We start from the raw sequence: 17,384 nt of genomic DNA, 5'->3' as shown, positions 1-17,384 counted from the left end.
AAAACTTAAAGTTATGTCTGAAATTGCATCAAGAGTGAAAGCGATTATCGTCGATAAATTAGGCGTAGAAGAATCAGAAGTTACTAACGAAGCTAGCTTCACTAACGACCTGGGAGCTGATTCTCTTGACACTGTAGAACTTATCATGGAATTCGAAAAGGAATTCGGTATCTCTATTCCCGATGACCAGGCTGAAAAGATTGGTACTGTAGGTGATGCTGTATCTTACATCGAAGAACACGCTAAGTAATCTTATCCATTCGTTTATAACATGGAATTAAAAAGAGTTGTAGTAACAGGTCTCGGCGCCATTACTCCCATTGGCAACAGTGTTCCCGAATTCTGGGAAAATCTTGTGAATGGGGTTAGTGGAGCAGGACCTATTACTCATTTCGATGCATCGCTTTTCAAGACTCAGTTTGCATGCGAAGTAAAAGGCTTCGATGCTACCAAATATATAGACCGCAAAGAGGCCCGCAAGATGGACTTGTACACACAATATGCCATTGCAGTAGCCAAAGAAGCGGTAGGTGACTCTGGGCTTGACGTCGAAAATGAGGATTTAAACAGAATCGGTGTCATCTTCGGCGCCGGTATCGGTGGCATCCGTACATTCGAAGAAGAGGCGGGCAACTATGCCCTGACCGGTAAGGAAAACGGCCCCAAATTCAATCCGTTCTTCATCCCCAAGATGATTTCGGACATTGCTGCCGGACAAATTTCCATCATGTATGGTTTCCATGGTCCCAACTACGCAACTTGTTCTGCATGTGCCACTTCCACAAATGCTATTGCCGATGCGTTTAACCTCATCCGTTTGGGTAAGGCAAATGTTATCGTGTCCGGTGGTTCGGAAGCTGCCATCGCCGCTTGCGGTGTAGGTGGTTTCAATGCCATGCATGCATTGTCAACCCGCAATGATTCTCCCGAAACTGCATCCCGTCCGTTCAGCGCAAGCCGTGACGGATTCATCATGGGTGAAGGTGGCGGTTGTCTCGTTCTCGAGGAACTGGAACACGCCAAGGCACGCGGTGCCAAAATCTATGCGGAAGTTGCCGGCGTAGGAATGTCTGCCGACGCTCATCACTTGACAGCCTCTCACCCCGAAGGTTTGGGAGCCAAGTTAGTGATGCTGAATGCGTTGGAAGATGCAGAAATGAAACCCGAAGAAGTAGATTATATCAATGTTCACGGTACATCTACTCCTGTAGGTGATATTTCGGAAGCAAAAGCAATCAAAGAGGTATTCGGACAGCATGCGTATGAGTTGAACATCAGTTCGACAAAATCCATGACCGGCCACTTGCTGGGCGCTGCCGGTGCGGTAGAATCCATTGCAAGCATCCTCGCCATCAAGAATGGCATTGTTCCTCCGACCATCAACCACGAAGAGGGTGATAACGACGAAAACATCGACTATGACCTGAACTTCACGTTCAACAAAGCACAAAAGCGCGAAGTGAACGTAGCTTTGTCCAATACTTTTGGATTCGGTGGTCATAATGCGTGTGTCATTTTCAAGAAATACGCAGAATAATAAGGTCGTGTTACGTAACCAAATAGATAAAATAAGGCTCTTGTTCCGCAAGGATAGAGAGTCTTATTTTTGTTTTTACAGAATTCTCGGCTTCTTCCCTCGCAACATCAAGGTTTATCAGCAGGCTTTGCTGCATAAATCCATCTCCATGCGCTCCGAAAAAGGACGTCCCATCAACAACGAACGGCTGGAATTCTTGGGCGATGCTATCCTCGACGCCATTGTAGGAGATATTGTCTACCGCCATTTCGAAGGACGCCGCGAAGGTTTCCTTACCAATACCCGTTCCAAAATTGTACAGCGGGAAACACTCAACAAACTGGCCGTGGAAATCGGACTGGACAAACTGGTGAAATACTCCACCCGCTCCTCATCCCACAACAGCTACATGTACGGCAATGCATTCGAAGCCTTCATCGGCGCCATTTATCTGGACCAGGGCTACGACCGCTGCAAGCAGTTCATGGAAGAGAAGATTTTCAAAAACTATATCGACCTCGACAAGATGTCTCGCAAAGAGGTCAACTTCAAGTCAAAACTCATCGAATGGAGCCAGAAGAACAAAATGGAGGTGTCATTCGAGCTTATCGAGCAGTTTCTCGACGAAGAATACAATCCGATGTTCCACACCGAAGTCCGCATCGAAGGGATATCGGCAGGTACCGGCACCGGTTATTCCAAGAAGGAGTCGCAACAAAATGCGGCACAGATGGCATTGAAAAAAATTAAGGATGCCGCTTTCAAGGAGGAAGTCCAGGCAGCCAAGGAGCGAAACCATGCAACAGAAACCTCCACAGAAGAAAATCCCATGGCAGAAGCTGTTGAAGAATCCCCACAAGAAAAATTAGCCGAAACAGATTCCCATCCGACGTCCCTGGACAACTAAGTCATTGTCTTCCGTCACCAGCTTCAACTTGCCCGCAATCTCCTCCAGCGGTGCAGAAGCTATTTCATTCCCCTTCAAGGTAATCATCCGCCCGAACTGCCCGTTGGCAATCAGTTCCGTGGCATGTCCGCCCATACGTGTGGAAAGGTTACGGTCAAAAGGTGTGGGTGAGCCGCCCCGCTGAATATAACCCAACACAGTCTCACGGGTCTCGATACCCGTCTCATACTCTATCTCCTGAGCGATATACTCGGCGGCACGCTTCCGCCCGTCCGTCTGTATACCTTCGGCTACCACCACGATGGAGTAAGGCTTTCCTTTCTTCAGCCGATTCAGAATCGTTTCTCCGATACGGTGGATATTATAGGGAATCTCCGGAATCAGAATCACGTCACCACCGCCTGCCATACCGGAGTATAAGGCTATCCAACCTGCCTTGTGCCCCATCACCTCAATCACCATCACCCGTTTGTGCGAGCTGGCCGTGCTGTGCAACCGGTCGATAGCATCCGTAGCAATGCTGACGGCAGAATCGAATCCGAAGGAGAAATCAGTTCCCCAAATATCGTTGTCTATGGTTTTAGGTACAGACACAATGTTCAGCCCCATAGCAGAGAGTTTGGCGGCTGTCTTCTGCGTACCGTTCCCGCCGATACAGACTACACAATCAAGCCCCATCTCTTCGATATTCCGCGCTATCAGTGCCGGTTTGTCCACGCCGGACATCACGCCGTTCTTCTTAAAGGGCTTCTCGCGCGAAGTACCGAGCATCGTACCTCCCAAGTTCAGCAAACCGGATAAGGATTTTTCGGTAAACGACTCCACATCCTTGGTCAGCAGCCCCTGAAAACCGCTGTGAATGCCAATTACTTCCATTCCATAATGGTTGATAGCTGTTTTACATACACCGCGAATGGTAGCGTTGATGCCGGGACAGTCGCCTCCTGAAGTCAAAATACCTATTCTCATGATATTTTTGTTTGAATTATTGTTCTATAGGTCCGTAAAGATAGAAAAAAAAGAGAAAAAAGATAGAGATGCCGATAAATAAGATTATTTTTGCGGTTTAAAATAAGATTTCACAAAGAACGATGAATATTACAAAGTTTCTGAATAAGGTATATTTTGCTCCCCGTCTGAAAGAAATCGAACAATACACCAGCCATGCCGGTGAATTGCAACAGCTTGTACTGCAGCGCCTCGTCCGGACAGCGGCAAACACGGAATGGGGAAAGAAGCATGACTATGCCTCTATCCGTACTTATGAAGATTTCAAGAAGCGCCTTCCCATACAAACTTACGAAGAAGTAAAACCTTATGTAACCCGCCTGCGTGCCGGTGAGCAAAATCTGCTTTGGCCTTCGGAAATACGTTGGTTTGCCAAATCATCGGGTACCACCAACGACAAGAGTAAGTTCCTGCCCGTCAGCCGGGAGTCCTTGCACGACACGCATTACAAGGGAGGCCGGGATGCCGTTGCCATCTATCTGGGACAGAATCCCGAAAGTCGTTTCTTTTCCGGTAAAGGGCTTATCCTTGGAGGCAGCCACGCTCCCAACCTGAACACCAACCACAGTCTTGTAGGCGACCTCTCCGCCATCCTCATAGAAAATATCAACCCACTGGTAAACTTTGTCCGCGTACCCAGCAAGCAGACGGCCCTGATGGAGCACTTCGAGCCCAAAATGGAGGCCATCGCCCGCGAAACCATCCATGCAAATGTCAGCAACCTTTCCGGCGTACCGTCCTGGATGCTTGTACTCATCAAACATATATTGGAAAAGACGGGAAAGCAGAGCCTTGAGGAGATATGGCCCAACCTGGAGGTGTTCTTCCACGGCGGCGTTGCCTTCACTCCCTACCGAGAGCAATACAAAGACGTGATCCGCAGCAGCAAGATGCATTATGTAGAGACTTATAACGCCTCCGAAGGCTACTTCGGCACGCAGAACGACCCTGCCGACCCTGCCATGTTGCTGATGATTGACTACGGTATCTTCTACGAGTTCATCCCGCTTGAAGATGTAGGCAAGGAGAATCCGCGTACCTTCTGCCTCGAGGAGGTGGAGCTGAACAAAAACTACGCCATGGTAATCTCCACTTCTGCCGGTTTGTGGCGATATATGATTGGAGATACGGTGAAGTTCACATCGAAGAACCCCTATAAGTTCGTCATCACCGGACGTACCAAGCACTTTATCAACGCGTTCGGCGAAGAACTGATTGTGGATAACGCGGAAAGAGGACTTGCCAGGGCATGTGCCGAGACCGGTGCACAAGTAGTAGATTACTCTGCTGCTCCCGTGTTTATGGACAAGCATGCCAAATGCCGCCACCAGTGGCTGATAGAGTTTGCCCAAATGCCGGACAGCCTGGAGAAGTTCGCCAAAGTATTGGACGACACCCTGAAAGAGGTGAACTCCGACTACGAGGCTAAAAGGCAGAATAATCTGGCGCTGCAACCGCTGGAAATCATCGTTGCCCGCCCCAACCTCTTCCACGACTGGCTGGATAGCAAGGGGAAACTCGGCGGACAGCATAAGGTGCCCCGGCTCAGCAACACGAGGGAGTATATAGAGGAAATGCTGGAACTGAACCGGTAAATTACTATATCATAAAAATCAAGCGCGGATTACGCAAATTACGCGGATAAATTAATAAATCCATGTAATCTGCGTAATCCGCGTTTTACAAATCAGTCAGTACGTTTTGACTTTACTTTTTCATTTCAACAGTCAGCCTCAAGGATTAGAAATTATATGCCAGCCCAATTCCCAGCACTTCCTTAAACTGCACCTTGGCACCCTTCTTCACTCCATTGTCATCAAACGTTTTCACATCATTGTCATACTTTAGAGTTGTATTGATGGTAGCCGACAATACTTTATTGATTTTCATGCTGATAAGTACATCCCAATTCACATCTATGTTTCCAAAATCTTTGCTGTAAGGAGTAAAGAAATCAGCCGTAGTAATCAGATTCACATTCTCCATCACGGGCAATTCAGCACGGGCTTTCACAAAAGCGCCACCCTCTATCTTGAAGTGGTCACCCGGGTCTACACCAAAAGCACCCAAATCGGAAAGATAGTCATCAGTCACGAAAGTCATCTTGGTGGAAACGGGTGAAAGCAGTAGAGAATAGTTACTCTTAGGCCTCCATTCCATACCCAGGGCGATATTCGAATAGGCAGGAGCAAAGAAATTGGAAATCTGGTGCTCTTTGTCGGGATAGTCATATCCTTTGGCAAACTGGGTATTCAAATCACCCATCAGTGTATAGAACCAGACGTTGTCTGTAGAATATCCCAACTGAGTGGAAAGCCCTATTTTATCACTACTTTTCCTCATCCCCTGAGATTTGGTTTTCGACAAGCCATAGTCCAGCACCATGTTGGTGACCCAGAGCCAGTTTCCTTTCTTGTGTGTCAGTGATGCATTCAAGTAGGCATTTCCAGCAATGGAATTCTCACCTCCTGCCGACCAGTTGGCCATGGCAGTCTGTGACATATTAAGACCAGTCACTCCTTTCAATACCCAAGCTCCCTCCTGATAACCCTTATCATCCGTCTGAGCATAAGTTATGGTTGCTAAAGCAGCAAACAACATTACAATATATATCCTTTTCATATTACAGTTCGTTTTAAAAGTTTCTCATAAAAAGACGTCTCATAAAATTAACAACATTTACTATCTTTTGTTCGAGAAGCTATAAAACGAATGTAAGGTTCAGAGAATAATTCCACCGCCCAACAAGTATCCGTCCTTATCATAGAAAGCCGCTGCCTGCCCGGGTGCAATGGATTCCAGCGGCTCTATCAGACGGACACGTAACAGACCTTCCACCGTAAGAGTCACCCTGCACCGGTTTGCCTGCTTACGGTAGCGTATCTTCACAATAACCTCGTTTGCACCCAGCACACGACTATTCTCCACCAGGTTCCAGTCTCCCAGCCACATTTCCTGCCTGTAGAGGGAAGAGAGCGGAGCTAAAACGACTTCATTGCTTTCCACTCTTGTCTCTTTCACAAAAACAGCCTTGTTCAGATGGATACCCAAGCCCCTACGTTGCCCTACGGTATAAAACGGATAGCCCTCATGCCATCCCAAGAAATCCCCCTTTTCATCGACGAATCTACCTTTACCGGGTAATAGTGTTTCAGGAACCTCACGCTTCAAAAAGGAACGGTAATCCAAAGGGCAAAAGCACACACCTATACTGTCTTTCTTCGCAGCCACCTGCCCGAAACCACGCTCCGCCGCATACGAGCGCGCCTCATTTTTCGTAATATCTCCCATCGGAAGCAACATACGCTGCAGGATGTCCTGCTTCAATCCCCACAGAAAGAAAGTCTGGTCTTTGTCCTTATCTGCAGCAGGAGCTATATAATACTTTCCTCCGGACAAGACTTTACGCACATAATGTCCGGTAGAAATCCAATAAATCCCCTTTTCATCGGCTATTTTAGCCAACAGTGCCCACTTCAGCTCATTATTGCAGACCGTGCAAGGAACGGGAGTGCGTCCCCTTAGATACTCTTCCACAAAATAGCGGATAATACGCGAACGGAAAAGCTCGCGTGCATCATAGGTAATGTGTTTCATCCCCAGCTTCAGGGCCAGAGCCCGTGCATCTTCCAAATACCCGGTCTCATCTCCTGCCTCATAGAAACGGAAAGTCACGCCAGTCACCTCATAACCGGCTTCCTGCAACCTCATGGCGGCCACGGAACTATCCGTGCCGCCACTCATGCCAAGCAATACACGTTTATCTGACTTCATGGATACAAAAGTAATAAACGAAGGTGAAATCCGTTGCATTTACTCTTATAAAACAGAATATCATTATAGATTTTCACAGATTTATTATACCTTTGTACTCCTAAAAGAACTAATAATCAACTGTTATGGAACATCAACTGACCATTTACAACACTTTAAATAGAAAAAAAGAGCTGTTCGTACCGCTGCATGCACCGCATGTAGGCATGTATGTCTGCGGACCGACCGTGTACGGTGACCCGCACTTGGGACATGCACGCCCTGCCATCACTTTCGACCTGCTGTTCCGCTACCTGACGCACATCGGCTACAAGGTGCGCTATGTCCGCAACATTACCGACGTGGGCCATCTGGAGCACGATGCCGACGAAGGTGAAGACAAGATTGCGAAAAAAGCCCGTCTGGAACAACTGGAGCCAATGGAAGTGGCACAGTACTACATCAACCGCTATCATAAGGCGATGGATGCATTGAATGTGCTGTCTCCCAGTATCGAGCCACATGCCAGCGGCCACATCATCGAACAGATAGAACTTGTAAAGGAGATATTGAAGAACGGATATGCCTATGAAAGTGAAGGTTCCGTTTATTTCGATGTAGAAAAATACAACAAGGACCATCACTACGGCAAGCTCTCCGGACGCAACCTGGATGATGTTCTCAACACCACCCGCGAACTGGACGGACAGAGCGAGAAGCACAATCCCGCAGACTTTGCCCTCTGGAAATGTGCGCAACCGGAACACATCATGCGTTGGCCTTCCCCGTGGAGCGACGGCTTCCCCGGCTGGCACGCCGAATGTACAGCCATGGGAAAGAAATACTTGGGCGAGCACTTCGACATTCATGGTGGCGGTATGGACCTTATCTTCCCGCATCACGAATGCGAGATTGCACAATCCGTAGCTTCCCAAGGAGAAGATATGGTACATTATTGGATGCACAACAACATGCTGACCGTGAACGGACAGAAAATGGGTAAGTCTTACGGTAACTTCATCACATTGGAAGAGCTCTTCAAAGGCACACACCCCATGCTGGAGCAAGCCTACAGCCCAATGACCATCCGCTTCTTCACCCTGCAAGCCCACTACCGCAGTACGGTAGACTTCAGCAACGAAGCTCTGCAAGCCGCCGAAAAGGGATTGGCAAGACTGATGGATGCTGTACATGGACTGGACAAGATTACCCCTGCTGCAACCTCCACCATAGACGTGAAATCCCTGCGTGCCAAGTGTTACGAAGCCATGAATGATGACTTGAACTCACCGATTGTCATCGCCCACCTCTTCGACGGCGCCAAGATGGTAAACAATATCCTAGCTGGAAACGATTCCATCACAGCCGAAGACCTGAAAGAATTGAAGGAAACCTTCCACCTCTTCTGCTTCGACATCTTAGGATTACAAGAAGACAACGCCTCCAACGAAGAGCGTGAAGCTGCCTTCGGCAAGGTAGTGGACATGCTATTGGAAGAGCGTTCAAAGGCAAAAGCCAACAAAGATTGGGCTACATCCGACAAAATCCGCAATGAACTCACCGCGCTCGGTTTCGAGATTAAGGACGGTAAGGACGGAAGCGAATGGAAGCTGAATAAATAACGAAGGTATCATAACTCACCGCAGAATCATACAGATTGGGGGTAAGTTTTAGGCAGAAGAACAAAAGAACATATTTTTCTCTTGTTCTTCTGTTCTTTTGTCTGAAAAATAAAATCCATGTAATATTTTGATATATCCTCGTTAGAATACGAATCCGAACCCAGCATACCACCCTACTTTCTTCGTCTGGTTGGACCAATTCAACTGTATCTCCACTGGTCCCAGAAAACTCTTGTACATATAGCCGATGCCTACCCCTGCCATATCAGCCGATTCGGAAGAGTCAAGAATCTGATGAAACTTCCCGGAGTTTCGCCCATAACTGCCCATCACTGATATATACTGGTTTTTCAAGATACGCTGTCTGAGGTTCAGCCCTGCAACCAGCAGTGCGGCTTGTGACAGTTCCGCACGGTTGATGCCCGTAAACGGTATCTGCTGTGGCATATAGCGCCCCGGTATGGTTCCCCCCACCATATTAATGATGGCAAAAGGATAATTACCGCTTCCGGACAATACGCGTCCATAAAACGAAGGAGTGACAGTGAACTTACTCGAGGGAGAGAAACATCCCTGCCAACGGGCATCGAAAACAGAAATAGGATTGTTGTCCTTATACTGGAAGAGGTTATCCGTATAGAGATGGTAGGATACCGCCCACGACATACCTTTTGTAGGGGCGCTCCTCTCATTCAAGTTGTTGAACACAAGTCCGGCAAAGTAACTGAATAAGGACGAATTCTCAAACAGTGCCGAAGCTAACGGGTCGAGCGACAGCAAATCATGATAGTGGTAGTAATCAAAGTCAATGCCCAGACTGACCTGGATATTGTTCCAGTCCTTCGCCGCCCCCATACGGACCAGTTGATGTGTAAAAGTCAAATCCAGCGCCCGTTTGCCTTCATTGTAAATATTCATATCTTTATAGTCGAACTGATAGGCAAGTCCCGCCTGCCATCCACCGTCCCACTGGTAACTATATCCGAGTCGTGCCAGTGTACGCTTGCCCAGACGGGCAGTAAGGCTGACCAGCGACTCGCGCTGCCGGCCGAAATAGAAGTCCGTATTTGCCTGCAACGCCGCCAGTTCTTCTGTATCAAAGCGAAAACCGACATTCAGCTTGTTCTCCCGTACAGCAGGGGCGGCTATTTGGGAATCAACGGGAATCTCCCTATCAACAGCCACGCCGGGTAAGCGGAAAGGTCCCGGGCGGCGAGGCTGATAATCTTCTGCAAGTCCCAGCTTCCGTTTCAGGGCAAGCAGTCCGTCCCAACTGTCCATGGCAGCACGCTCTCCCCGCACCATCAAAGTGTCGATGGCCTCTTTGGTAAAACTTGCAGCCGAATAGCCGGAGACATCCACCTTTATCAGTACGTCGGTATTACGCAGATTCTCACGATATTTCTTCTCTCCTTGCAGATTGATGATTTGTCCGAAGATGTCTTTCACCGATTTCAGCTCGGAAGCCTTAAGCAGCGGACTCTGCACATCCACCCCGATAATGTAGTCGGCCCCCATGGCAAGCGCCACATCTACCGGATAGTTATTCACCATTCCACCGTCTACCAGTACCATCCCATCCAGGTCTACCGGGGCAAACACACCGGGAATGGACATGCTGGAACGCATGGCAGTGGCCAGTATTCCCTCACGGAACACGACTTCACTACCATTCACCAAATTCTCCGACACGCAGGCAAACGGAATAGGAAGACGGCTAAAATCCACGGAATCCTGGTAACCTTCTGTCAACGTGGAGAACAAGCGTGCCAGGTTCTTCCCTTTTATGATACCCGCATCCGAAACAGCGGCAGATTTCAAAGAAAACGGAATAGAGAGTACATAGCGCTCCGACTTCAACCGGTCGTCCAGCAACACATCCTTAGGATTGGGTGCATCCGAGAGTAGGAATTTCCAGTTCTGGGCATTCACCATACTGTCCAATTGTTGCGGAGTATATCCGATAGAATACAAACCTCCCACAATGGCCCCCATACTGGTACCCACCACATAATCTATAGGGATACCCGCTTCTTCAATTACTTTCAGAGCACCGATATGCGCCGTCCCTTTGGCGCCACCCCCACTGAGTACGACAGCCACTTTCGGACGCCCGGACGCCCAAAGGACCATCGGCAAAAACAACAAACAAGCCCATAGTCTGTACTTCATCTCCATCATTTACTTAAATACGTATTGGTAAATCCATTCCATTCTGAATCAAACAACCCGCTCCGACAAATAGTTCACTATCAGTCGAAGCGGGTCACAAAAAACGTTCAAGCAATTTATGGAGGATTATCTATAACCTATATCGAATCAATAAGGTATCATATCCTTCAAGATGCCTTCCTTATACCAAGGGTCATTAATCTCTTTCAATACTTTGCCCATCTCTGCGCAAAGGTCTTTTACAATTTCTTGGTTTTCTTCCAAAGAAAGGTTATTCATCTGATACGGGTCCTTTTCATCGTCAAACAACAAACTTTTGACCAGCTTATGGTTTTCGCGGTCAATGTAGAGCGCCAGCGTATAGCGCGCCGATTTAAAGCCGCGCGACGAAGGGAAATAGGAACGGACCATGCCTTCCGCATCCTTCTCGCCATCCAGATTCTGGATGTAAAGAGCACCGGTAGGACGGACAATATCTGCCTTTTCATCGAAGAAAAGCGGTGCATAGTTGCGCCCTTGCACCTCGGCCGGAATGGAGTCGGCAAGACCGGCAAGCCCCAACAAGGTAGGCATGATGTCCGGCGAGGAAAGCATCAAGTCGTCCACGCGAGGCTTAATCTTATCGGGGAAACGAACCAGGAAAGGAACGTTCATGGACTCGGAGTATGGGGAATTCTTCGGGTCTTCCGTATGCTGGCTGCACATGGTCTCTCCATGGTCGGAGGCAAACACGACAATGGTATTCTTGTCCAGTCCGAGTTCCTTCAAGGCATCGAGTATCTGACCGAAAGCACGGTCGACACCCGTCACAGAAGCAAAGTAGTAGCGTGCACTCTCTGCCTTGGGCATCTTGGAGTCGGCATTCGGACGGACGAGCAGGCTGTCCAGAGGCTGGTTTTTATAGAGATTGAAATCTTCCTCCATACAGTCGTCCAAAGAACGGTACGGACTATGGGGAGGATTCATGCCTACCATAATGAAGAAAGGTTTCTTCGGATCGCGTACATTCCCCTCGTTCTTCAGATAAGACACCACCTTGCCCGATTCGTGTAACGGTGACCACTCGCGCGGGTCGTGGCGACGGCCTTCCGTATCCCAGTAATGCGGATTTTTGTGTTCGTCGAAGGTACCATAAGAATACCAGTAATTGAACCCATGACGACGTTCTTTCGGCGTATAGGCATCCCATGCAGGTACGCGGTCTTCCACATACTGCCCGGGACGTTCAGGGTCGTTGGGGGTAGGAAAGTCGGCATGCAGTTTGCCAAAGTAGGCGCAGTCATATCCGGCATTGCAGAAAACATCGCTCACGCACACAGCATCCTCACGCAGGGAGCTGATGGGACGGCTCGAATTGCAATTCAATGGAATACCACTCTTATTAGGATACATTCCCGTCAACAGAGAACCACGGTGGGGACTGCTCAACGGGCAGTTGCTCATGGCGGATGTCAATACCACCGACTCTCGGGCAAAATCATTCAAGCGTGGGGTATGCACCGGGTCATTCCGAAAGTTCACTTTCTCGCGAAAACCTTCCTGGCCCCAGAACTCCATCGCCTGGTTACGGTATTGGTCGGGAAAAACGTAAATGACATTCGGCTGGACGGATTGTTCCGCCTGCGGGGCTTTACAGCCCTGCAAGGCGAACAAACCTAAACCACCTAACAAAATATTTAATTGAGTTTTCATTTTTCCAAGTCTCTTTTACGCATCAATCCTTCCAGGAAGTAATAGTCGGCATAATTCAGCGGTACATCAATCTCCGCACCGTGAGGAATACTGCCCACAGAGTGCATCAGGATGAAGTTGCCGTTGGTACCCACCTTGGCACGGTAGGAAGGAGAAGCGAGGCTTTCCATAATCCGGTCGGCGGTTTCCTTGTATCCCTTATCCGGCAGATAAGTACTCAGCTCGTAAAGGGCGGACGCCGTGCAGGCAGCTGCCGAAGCATCGCGAGGTTCATTCGGGATATTGGGAGCATCGAAATCCCAGTAGGGAACCAAGTCTTCCGGAAGATTCTTGTTGTTGAAGATAAAGTTGTAGACCTTTTCAGCCTGTTCCAGGTATTTGGCATCGTGTGTATAGCGATAGCACATGGTATAGCCGTACAAGGCCCACGCTTGTCCACGTGCCCAAGCAGACTCGTCGGCATAGCCTTGTGCAGTCTGTCTCTTACGGACTTCACCGGTTTCGGGGTCATAATCCACCACATGATAGCAGCTGTTGTCCTCACGGAAATGGTTAGCCATAGTCGTATCGGCATGCTTCCGGGCTATGTTGTAGAAAGTGGAGTCGCCGGACAGCCTGGAAGCTTCGAACAGCAGTTCGAGGTTCATCATATTATCAATGATAACGGGACATTTCCAGCCACGTTCAGCCTGCCACCCCTTGTCTGCATCCCATGACTGAAGTACGCCTGCTGCAGGGCGGAAACGGGTAGACAATGATTTGGCTGTCTGTATGATGACCGGCTTGTACTCCTCCTTACCCGCAAAACGGTATCCGTTCAAGTAGCTGCTGCCAATCATAAAGCCCACATCATGGTGCCAGGTAAGGTATTGTACCGAATCCAAATCCTCGGTATACTTCTCTGCCAGCGGCAGCCACTTCTGGTCACCGGTCAACTCGTACATATGCCAGATATTACCGGGGAAGAAGCCGGAACACCAATCGTCGATAGGTACATAGACAATGTTCCCATCCTTATCAATGGTACGGGGATTAAGGATTTTACCGGATTTTTCGATAATGTCTGTCTGAATTGTCTCCTGAGCCACAGCATTATCAATGTTTTCTTGGATAAAGTTGCTTTCAGCCTGCTTTTGCCCTGCGCAACCTGCCAATACAAGGAGGGAGATTCCCAATGTAGTGAGGACTGTTTTCATAATAAGGGATTTATTTATTAAGAGTTTATGATTTTTCCTGCTGCAAAAGTAGAGCAAGTGTACAGATTTGACCCGCCTAAATAATTCAATTAATGGCTAAAATCGTTACTTTTGCGTCCGGAAGCACATATTTTCCACCCATTAATCATTAATCACTAAACATTAATCATTACTCCCCATGACCGCACAAGAGTTTTTTAAGAACGACCGCTTCGCCACGAATGCAGGTGTAGAACTGATAGAAATAAAGGAAGGATACAGCAAGGCACGCCTGGTTATCACGGCAGAGCATCTCAATGCAGGAGGCCGTACGCAAGGAGGGGCCATCTTCACCCTTGCCGACCTGGCACTGGCAGCAGCAGCCAACTCCCACGGAACATTGGCCTTCTCTCTTTCGTCCAATATCACCTTCCTGCGCAGCAGCGGACCGGGCGATGTACTGTATGCCGAAGCACGCGAACGCTACATCGGCCGCACCACCGGATATTACCAGATCGACGTCACCAACCAGGAGGGAAAACTGATTGCCACTTTCGAATCCAGTGTATTTAGAAAAGGGGATAACATCACTTTTTCCTTACCACAGACGTCATCGGATAGCGGTTGTCCCGGACACTCTTGAAGAATGCCTTGGCCGAACCGAAATTCAAATACATGTCCAAGCGAATGGGAAGGTGGTTCTTATCATCGGATACGAAGAAGGTGATGACCTCCTTCTCCTTACCTTTCTTGTACTCTACGAAAGAGAATACCAAGCAGCGGTAAACGGTGTCGTTATTCGCCTTGACCTCCTCCTTGCCGCGGTAAATCAACGTCTGCTCTTCCACCCTGCGTCCCGTGGCCATGGGAAAGAGTATCTTCTGCCCTACCTTGTAGTCTTTAGGGTCATAAGAGCGCGCCTGCGCCAAAATGCTCAACATATCGAAGATACAGCGACTATCACTGTATTCCATCTCCTGAGCCTCACGCACGGGATTGTGCCAGGTGCGTCTCTGCTTTACATTCGCCAGTCCGTCCGAGTAGGAGAACCAAGCCTCGTCCACCGTATGGCGGCTTCCCTCCTCCGCCGCTTTACGGAAGTAGAGCGGCTCCAACCTATCGCTGACATAACAAGTCAACGTATCACGCATCTTGAAGAAAAAATCGGTCTTTTTACTGCCTACACAAAGCAAGTTAAAGCGAAATGCAGGCTCGGAATGGTAAGTCGTGGCATTGGTAGTGAGGCTTGCCAGACCCACCTTCTTCCAAATGAACTTCCAATTGAAATATAAATCGTACATGACATGCTCGCCCGACTGGAAAGCTTCATTCTTTGCAGTACATTGGGCCTGAACAGACTGGGAGGTTCCCAAACAGACCGCTCCCACCATTAATAGAATGAACAATTGCTTCCGCCTAATAGCTATGGCCTCTACCACTGTTGCGGCTGCTATTGCCACTGCGGTTATTTTTGTTCCTGTTTTGCTTTTTCTTGTCTTCATCTGGTTTTTGTTTTTTTAGTTCGTCCGGCTTCTGCCTATCCAGGGACTTGGCCTTAATATCCCATTCCTGGGTCAAATCAAAGTTCGCTTTAAGCTCCAGAACCATCGGATAATAGTAAACCATTTCAGGCTGGCGCTTCTCGGCATAGTTTCCCGTATCCCAGACGCCATTCCCATTCGTATCATTTATCAGCCGCGCTCCATATTTGCCCGGATTGAGGAAATAGAAATCGGCTTTCCCATCCACCACCGGCACCGTGCGCAGCACTTTGTCCTGACCGTCCAGTAGTTCCACAAAAGCCAGAGAGTCCGCTCCATGCACATTAAAGAATATCTGCCCGTACTCTTCCAGCTTCTTGGCCTTGAAGTCCTTCTTTATCTTGTCGGAGAACAACCCGTACAACCCGCGTATGGCAGCAGAATCCACTTCAAATGTATAGCTTTCGCCGGGTGCCCATTCGGCAAACAGATTATAACGCTTCAAGTCCAAAGAGTCGCGCATAAAGTCGAACGGGATATCCTGCCACAACGAGTCCACTTTCAGTTTCAGATGGAAAGCGGTGGTATCTATACTTGCCACCGGCTCCGTAAACGACAGAGTAAGATAATCATATACATCGATTGCAGAAGGGGCATACACATCTACAGCCAGGAATTCCGTCGGCTCGGGCTCTTCCACCTCACCTTCCTTCAACTTCTTCTTTTTCTTCTCACGCTCTTTCTGTTCCTTTTCCTTCGCTTCCTGCTTCTGCTTCTGCTGCTTGTCGTATGTCAACTTCGCCAGCACATTCAAAGTATCGGTACGGGGTACCAATCGTTTCAGGCTATCCGTATACAAATAGGTGATACTCATTTTCAGGGAATCCTGCTTATAGAGCAGAGAATCCTTTATCCAATAATGAATCGTATCGTTCCGGCCGGTAGGCTGTTCTATAACAAACGCATCTTCCTCATTAAAGTTCAATCCTTTCAATAAAGGCAACGTGTCTGCCGGAGCAGTGAAATAGAGCGAAAACTTCTCCGGAGTCAACCGTTCGGCCTTCAAAAAACGTTGCGAGAAGGAAAGCTCCTTGAAAGCACGCAGCAGAACATCATCCGGAAGGTAGTGGGTATATTGACGTTCTACAATCGTATCTACTGTCAGCGAGTCTATCCAGGTCGTATCCTGGCGCATGCGCTCTTCCATGGAAGGAATGATGATAGAGTCATTAAAAGCTATCACTTCCGTCGGCTGGGAATAGGCAAAATTCTGGTCGGCATCCTGCAAGGCATAAATGCGATACTTGCCGGGAGCCACTCCACGGATAGAGAAGCGTCCGCGACTGTCCGTACGCCCCACCCGCTCAAAAGGAAGTTTGGTAAAAGCGGAGTCGGCCAGATTGGCATGCAGACCGACCAGCATTCCTTTCACCGGTTCAAGATTGGCCGCATTCAGTACTGTACCGGCCACAGCCATAGAGTCGAGACGGTCGCCCGTAGAGAAAGAATAGAAGAAATTCTCCAAGGGATTCCCCTCATTATTATCCTGGATGGCATCACCAAAATCGAATGTATAAGTAGTATTGGGTTTCAATGTATCCTGCAGAGTGATGACCACCTTCTTCCCATTAGACTTAATTTCGGGCTGCTGCACCTGCGGAGGGGATATTACAATCTTCTCATTCGGCTTGTCAAGCTTGATAAATTCATCGAACTCAATGGAAAGTTTATTTTTATTGTGATGGAGTGCGCCGGGCGTGGGAGTACCGGAAATAAAACGCGGAGGAGTCTCATCATAAGGTCCTCCTTCAATACGGCCCACACTGGCACAAGAATACAGTGCGGCAGCTATGGCAACACCCCCCAACAACCTGCGGAAAAGCGGCTTCATTTTAGTATGGCGTTTACGTTCTAACATGCTGCAAAAATAAAGGTTATCTGCCAATTAGCGGTATGCTTTACAGTATTTTAATCAAAAAATGTCCTTTCGTTCTCATCTATGTATGAAACATAGTTAAAAAAGGAAGTGTTTCACACCTTATATACTAAGAAAAGAAT

14 protein-coding genes are annotated in these 17,384 nt (G+C 48.3%); 6 read left to right on the top strand and 8 right to left on the bottom strand.

The window, feature by feature from the left end; translation table 11 throughout:
- Positions 1 to 13 precede the first annotated feature (13 nt).
- From DWZ67_RS09900 to rnc, 3 genes are read left to right on the top strand one after another with little or no spacing between them, the layout of a single operon-like run.
- A complete protein-coding gene (locus DWZ67_RS09900; protein ID WP_004291965.1) occupies positions 14 to 250 on the top strand; it encodes an acyl carrier protein in 237 nt (78 codons plus the stop codon).
- A gap of 21 nt (positions 251 to 271) precedes the next feature.
- Positions 272 to 1,537, top strand: coding sequence for a beta-ketoacyl-ACP synthase II (gene fabF / locus DWZ67_RS09895; protein ID WP_005825984.1), 1,266 nt, complete (start codon positions 272 to 274; stop codon positions 1,535 to 1,537).
- A 7-nt stretch (positions 1,538 to 1,544) separates the two neighbouring features.
- Positions 1,545 to 2,423: a ribonuclease III gene (gene rnc, locus DWZ67_RS09890; protein ID WP_016272086.1), complete on the top strand. Its 879-nt coding sequence runs from the start codon at positions 1,545 to 1,547 to the stop codon at positions 2,421 to 2,423.
- On the opposite strand, the gene DWZ67_RS09885 is transcribed toward rnc, so the two are convergent.
- Complete coding sequence (locus DWZ67_RS09885; RefSeq protein WP_005833813.1) at positions 2,382 to 3,392, bottom strand: ATP-dependent 6-phosphofructokinase; 1,011 nt, start codon at positions 3,390 to 3,392, stop codon at positions 2,382 to 2,384. The genes rnc and DWZ67_RS09885 overlap by 42 nt on opposite strands.
- A gap of 122 nt (positions 3,393 to 3,514) precedes the next feature.
- Here DWZ67_RS09885 and DWZ67_RS09880 point away from each other — a divergent pair, with 122 nt between their 5' ends.
- Positions 3,515 to 5,026 (top strand): GH3 auxin-responsive promoter family protein, encoded by a 1,512-nt coding sequence (locus DWZ67_RS09880; protein ID WP_005833815.1) that lies wholly within the window; start codon positions 3,515 to 3,517, stop codon positions 5,024 to 5,026.
- A gap of 145 nt (positions 5,027 to 5,171) precedes the next feature.
- Here DWZ67_RS09880 and DWZ67_RS09875 read toward each other — a convergent pair whose 3' ends face one another.
- Together DWZ67_RS09875 and mnmA are read right to left on the bottom strand one after the other, a co-directional pair.
- The gene (locus tag DWZ67_RS09875) at positions 5,172 to 6,053 is read right to left on the bottom strand and encodes a DUF3078 domain-containing protein (RefSeq protein WP_005825995.1); all 882 of its coding nucleotides are present in this window, start codon (positions 6,051 to 6,053) and stop codon (positions 5,172 to 5,174) included.
- A 99-nt stretch (positions 6,054 to 6,152) separates the two neighbouring features.
- Entirely contained in the window at positions 6,153 to 7,205 is a 1,053-nt protein-coding gene (gene mnmA, locus DWZ67_RS09870; RefSeq protein WP_034532616.1) for a tRNA 2-thiouridine(34) synthase MnmA, read from the bottom strand.
- A 125-nt stretch (positions 7,206 to 7,330) separates the two neighbouring features.
- On the opposite strand from mnmA, the gene cysS reads away from it, so the two are divergent.
- Positions 7,331 to 8,806: a cysteine--tRNA ligase gene (gene cysS, locus DWZ67_RS09865; RefSeq protein WP_008662079.1), complete on the top strand. Its 1,476-nt coding sequence runs from the start codon at positions 7,331 to 7,333 to the stop codon at positions 8,804 to 8,806.
- Between the two features lie 141 nt (positions 8,807 to 8,947).
- Here cysS and DWZ67_RS09860 read toward each other — a convergent pair whose 3' ends face one another.
- The 3 genes from DWZ67_RS09860 to DWZ67_RS09850 form a co-directional block, all read right to left on the bottom strand.
- The gene (locus DWZ67_RS09860; protein WP_207888808.1) at positions 8,948 to 10,978 is read right to left on the bottom strand and encodes a patatin-like phospholipase family protein; all 2,031 of its coding nucleotides are present in this window, start codon (positions 10,976 to 10,978) and stop codon (positions 8,948 to 8,950) included.
- Between the two features lie 147 nt (positions 10,979 to 11,125).
- Positions 11,126 to 12,670 (bottom strand): sulfatase, encoded by a 1,545-nt coding sequence (locus DWZ67_RS09855; protein ID WP_120138731.1) that lies wholly within the window; start codon positions 12,668 to 12,670, stop codon positions 11,126 to 11,128.
- Positions 12,667 to 13,866 (bottom strand): glycoside hydrolase family 88 protein, encoded by a 1,200-nt coding sequence (locus tag DWZ67_RS09850; RefSeq protein WP_005833826.1) that lies wholly within the window; start codon positions 13,864 to 13,866, stop codon positions 12,667 to 12,669. The genes DWZ67_RS09855 and DWZ67_RS09850 overlap by 4 nt, the downstream gene beginning before the upstream one ends.
- Positions 13,867 to 14,044: 178 nt before the next feature.
- On the opposite strand from DWZ67_RS09850, the gene DWZ67_RS09845 reads away from it, so the two are divergent.
- Complete coding sequence (locus DWZ67_RS09845; protein ID WP_005826009.1) at positions 14,045 to 14,488, top strand: PaaI family thioesterase; 444 nt, start codon at positions 14,045 to 14,047, stop codon at positions 14,486 to 14,488.
- On the opposite strand, the gene DWZ67_RS09840 is transcribed toward DWZ67_RS09845, so the two are convergent.
- Complete coding sequence (locus DWZ67_RS09840; protein ID WP_165852467.1) at positions 14,433 to 15,347, bottom strand: DUF3108 domain-containing protein; 915 nt, start codon at positions 15,345 to 15,347, stop codon at positions 14,433 to 14,435. The two genes, DWZ67_RS09845 and DWZ67_RS09840, sit on opposite strands and share 56 nt — an antisense overlap.
- Positions 15,262 to 17,217: an Ig-like domain-containing domain gene (locus DWZ67_RS09835; protein ID WP_005833829.1), complete on the bottom strand. Its 1,956-nt coding sequence runs from the start codon at positions 17,215 to 17,217 to the stop codon at positions 15,262 to 15,264. Before DWZ67_RS09835 ends, DWZ67_RS09840 begins: the two co-directional genes overlap by 86 nt.
- Between the last annotated feature and the right edge of the window lie 167 nt (positions 17,218 to 17,384).

The sequence above is a fragment of the Bacteroides sp. AF34-31BH genome (assembly GCF_003602795.1).
In the GTDB taxonomy this organism is placed as follows: Bacteria; Bacteroidota; Bacteroidia; order Bacteroidales; family Bacteroidaceae; genus Bacteroides; species Bacteroides uniformis.
Note: the sequence above shows the minus strand (reverse complement) of the source record. Positions and strands in the feature narration are given on the sequence as shown.

Coding starts and splice junctions, on each gene's coding strand:
- DWZ67_RS09900 (WP_004291965.1), top strand. CDS start 14: ATGTCTGAAATTGCATCAAGAGTGAAAGCGATTATCGTCGATAAATTA.
- DWZ67_RS09875 (WP_005825995.1), bottom strand. CDS start 6,053: ATGAAAAGGATATATATTGTAATGTTGTTTGCTGCTTTAGCAACCATA.
- DWZ67_RS09845 (WP_005826009.1), top strand. CDS start 14,045: ATGACCGCACAAGAGTTTTTTAAGAACGACCGCTTCGCCACGAATGCA.
- DWZ67_RS09885 (WP_005833813.1), bottom strand. CDS start 3,392: ATGAGAATAGGTATTTTGACTTCAGGAGGCGACTGTCCCGGCATCAAC.
- DWZ67_RS09840 (WP_165852467.1), bottom strand. CDS start 15,347: ATGAAGACAAGAAAAAGCAAAACAGGAACAAAAATAACCGCAGTGGCA.
- DWZ67_RS09850 (WP_005833826.1), bottom strand. CDS start 13,866: ATGAAAACAGTCCTCACTACATTGGGAATCTCCCTCCTTGTATTGGCA.
- DWZ67_RS09835 (WP_005833829.1), bottom strand. CDS start 17,217: ATGAAGCCGCTTTTCCGCAGGTTGTTGGGGGGTGTTGCCATAGCTGCC.
- DWZ67_RS09855 (WP_120138731.1), bottom strand. CDS start 12,670: ATGAAAACTCAATTAAATATTTTGTTAGGTGGTTTAGGTTTGTTCGCC.
- fabF (WP_005825984.1), top strand. CDS start 272: ATGGAATTAAAAAGAGTTGTAGTAACAGGTCTCGGCGCCATTACTCCC.
- cysS (WP_008662079.1), top strand. CDS start 7,331: ATGGAACATCAACTGACCATTTACAACACTTTAAATAGAAAAAAAGAG.
- DWZ67_RS09880 (WP_005833815.1), top strand. CDS start 3,515: ATGAATATTACAAAGTTTCTGAATAAGGTATATTTTGCTCCCCGTCTG.
- mnmA (WP_034532616.1), bottom strand. CDS start 7,205: ATGAAGTCAGATAAACGTGTATTGCTTGGCATGAGTGGCGGCACGGAT.
- DWZ67_RS09860 (WP_207888808.1), bottom strand. CDS start 10,978: ATGAAGTACAGACTATGGGCTTGTTTGTTGTTTTTGCCGATGGTCCTT.